The sequence below is a fragment of the Actinomadura rubrisoli genome (assembly GCF_004349215.1).
Taxonomy (GTDB): domain Bacteria; phylum Actinomycetota; class Actinomycetes; order Streptosporangiales; family Streptosporangiaceae; genus Spirillospora; species Spirillospora rubrisoli.
On sequence record NZ_SMKU01000616.1, the window covers coordinates 1 to 2,504 of the forward strand.

Genomic DNA, 2,504 nt, shown 5'->3' on the forward strand with positions numbered 1-2,504 from the left:
CCGCCACCCCCGCCTGTCCCGGCACCCGGCCAGGGCGGAGCGCCGCAAGGGATCCTCTGGGCGTTCGTCCCGTTCCTGACGTTCGGCTTCGGGACGCCCTTCTCGTTCCTGTACGCGGCCGTCCGGAACAGTTCGCTGAACCTCGGGGTCACCGCGGGCGGCTACGGCCTCGGCCTGTTCGGCGTCCTGGCCCTCATGCAGTCGGGCGACGCGTTCCTCATCGCGCTCGGTTCGATGCTGACCCTGATGTTCTGGGTGTCGGGCACCGCGCACGCGTTCGCCGTCCGGTCGTCCGTCTTCCCGCGCGAGAAGCCCCCGAACCGCCTCAACCAGCACGCCATCGAGGTCGCCAAGTACCGGCGGACGCTGCGCGACGAGGCCCGCGCGCTCGCCGCCGAAGACCCGGCCCTCGCGCACGAGCTGCGCATCGGCCGCCCCGACCTTCCCCGCACCTATGACGACGGCGGCCTCGTCGACGTCAACCACGCGCCGCCGGAGGTCCTCGCCGGGCTGCCCGGCATGACCCCGGAGATCGTCGAGCGCGTCGTCCTCCGCCGGGACGAGCAGGGCACGTTCGTGTCCGCGGAGGAGATGGCCGTCGACGCCGACGTCCCGCCGGACGCGCTCCCCCAGATCGCCGAGTACGCGATCTTCCTCCACTAGTCCCGCCTAGTCCCGCCGACCGGACGCCGTCGCCCCGGCCCGGCCCGGACTCCGGGGTCAGCCGAAGGCGACCTTGAGGACGCCCGTGAGCGCGAGCTGGGCGAGTGACAGCGGCACCAGGTAGACCCAGGCGAGCTTCTGCAGCTGGTCCTCGCGCATCCGCGGGTAGCTGACCCGGAACCAGATGACGAGGAACGCCAGCGCGAACACCTTGATCAGCGTCCACAGCCAGCCGAGCTCCGCGTCCAGAAACGGCCCCTTCCAGCCGCCCAGGAACAGGACGGTCGTGAGAGCGCACAGCACCACGATCCCGGCGTACTCCGCGAGGAGGAACAGCGCGAACCGCAGCCCGCCGTACTCGGTGTACGGGCCGAAGATGATCTCGGAGTCGGCCACCGGCATGTCGAACGGCGGACGGCGCAGCTCGGCGAGGCCGGCGACGAAGAACACCACTGCGCCGATCGCCTGCCACGGCAGCCACCACCAGCGCCACTCCCCGACGACGCCCTGGAGGGAGAGCGTCCCCGCCGCCATCGCGACCGAGGACGCCGCGAACACCATCGGCAGCTCGTACGACATCAGCTGCGCCGCGACCCGCATCCCGCCGAGCAGCGAGTACTTGTTCGCGCTCGCCCAGCCCGCCATGATCGCGCCGATCACCCCGACGCCCATCACCGCCAGCGCGAAGAACAGCCCGAGGCCGAGGTCGAGCGCCACCTGCCCCTCGGGCCCGACCGGCACCACGATCAGGACCAGCAGGTACGGGACGAGCGCCACGCCGGGGGCCAGCTTGAACACCCAGCGGTCGGCCGCCTGCGGGACGACGTCCTCCTTCTGCGCGAACTTCACCCCGTCCGCGACGAGCTGCGCCCAGCCGTGGAAGCCGCCCGCGTACATGGGGCCGAGGCGCCCCTGCATGTGCGCCATCACCTTGTGCTCGGCCTGCCCCACCAGCAGCGGGAGGACGGCGAACGCGGCGGCGACCAGCGCCAGCTTGACGACGACCTCAAGCATCGCGGTCCCGCCCCTCGCCACGGCGCCCGGCGGCGCCGCGCGGCGCCGCGCCCTGCTCGGCGGCGGCCGCCCAGGTGCCCTCCTCGGGCACCCCGGGCGGGCGCACGCGGCGGCGGCTCGGCGCTCCGTGGCCCGACTCGCCGGGCTCCTTCGCGCCCGGCCACGGCTTGGCGACGCGGGCGGCGAGCACGAAGTCCTTGCGCAGCGGATGCCCCTCGAACCCGTCCGGCAGGAGCAGCGGGACGAGGTGCGGGTGGCCCTCGAAGACCACGCCGAACATCTCGAACGTCTCCCGCTCGTGCCACGAGGCGCCCCGGTACACGCCCGTCGCCGTCGGCAGCACCGGGGCCTCCCTGGGCACGCGGGTGCGGACGAGGAGATGGTGCCGCCGCTCCAGCGAGTACACGTGGACGACGACGGCGAAACCCTCCTCCAGCTCGTCCACGCCGGTGAGCCAGTCGAAGAACCCGCAGCCGAGCTCGTCCCGCGCGAAGGTGAGCGCCGCCACCCAGTGGTCGGACGGGACGCCGACCGCGAGCCCGCCGTGCGTCTCCTCGGCGGTGATCTCCTCGCCGAACCGCGCCGTCCAGGCGGCCGTCAGCTCCGCGCTCACCGGCTGCGTCCGATCTCGTCGTCATGCCCGTCGTCGTGCCCCGGGTCGGCCATCCCGGGGATGATCGACGGATCGTGGCGTTGGGCGGACGAAACGTCGTCGGACGGCGCGGCCGGTTCGTCCTGCGCGGCCGATTGATCCGGGGCGGCCTGGTCCGGGGCAGCCTGGTCCGGGGCGGTCGATTGGTCCGGGGCGGTCGGTTCGGCGGGGGGCG

Annotated in this window: 3 protein-coding genes and 1 pseudogene; 1 reads left to right on the forward strand and 3 read right to left on the reverse strand. The window is 73.3% G+C overall.

Features of this window, described 5'->3' with window-relative positions; genetic code table 11:
* The coding region (locus E1298_RS46105; protein WP_131903682.1) for a helix-hairpin-helix domain-containing protein at positions 1-663 on the forward strand (663 nt) is incomplete at its 5' end.
* A 57-nt stretch (positions 664-720) separates the two neighbouring features.
* Here E1298_RS46105 and E1298_RS46110 read toward each other — a convergent pair.
* The 3 genes and pseudogenes from E1298_RS46110 to E1298_RS49100 form a co-directional block, all read right to left on the reverse strand.
* On the reverse strand, positions 721-1,677 hold the full coding sequence (locus E1298_RS46110) for a complex I subunit 1/NuoH family protein (protein ID WP_131903683.1): 957 nt from the start codon (positions 1,675-1,677) through the stop codon (positions 721-723).
* Positions 1,670-2,290 (reverse strand): NADH-quinone oxidoreductase subunit C, encoded by a 621-nt coding sequence (locus tag E1298_RS46115; RefSeq protein ID WP_131903684.1) that lies wholly within the window; start codon positions 2,288-2,290, stop codon positions 1,670-1,672. The genes E1298_RS46110 and E1298_RS46115 overlap by 8 nt, the downstream gene beginning before the upstream one ends.
* Positions 2,287-2,504 (reverse strand): annotated as a pseudogene (locus E1298_RS49100) (hypothetical protein); the annotation flags it as partial. The gene E1298_RS46115 and the pseudogene E1298_RS49100, both read right to left, overlap by 4 nt.

Coding starts and splice junctions, on each gene's coding strand:
- E1298_RS46110 (WP_131903683.1), bottom strand. CDS start 1,677: ATGCTTGAGGTCGTCGTCAAGCTGGCGCTGGTCGCCGCCGCGTTCGCC.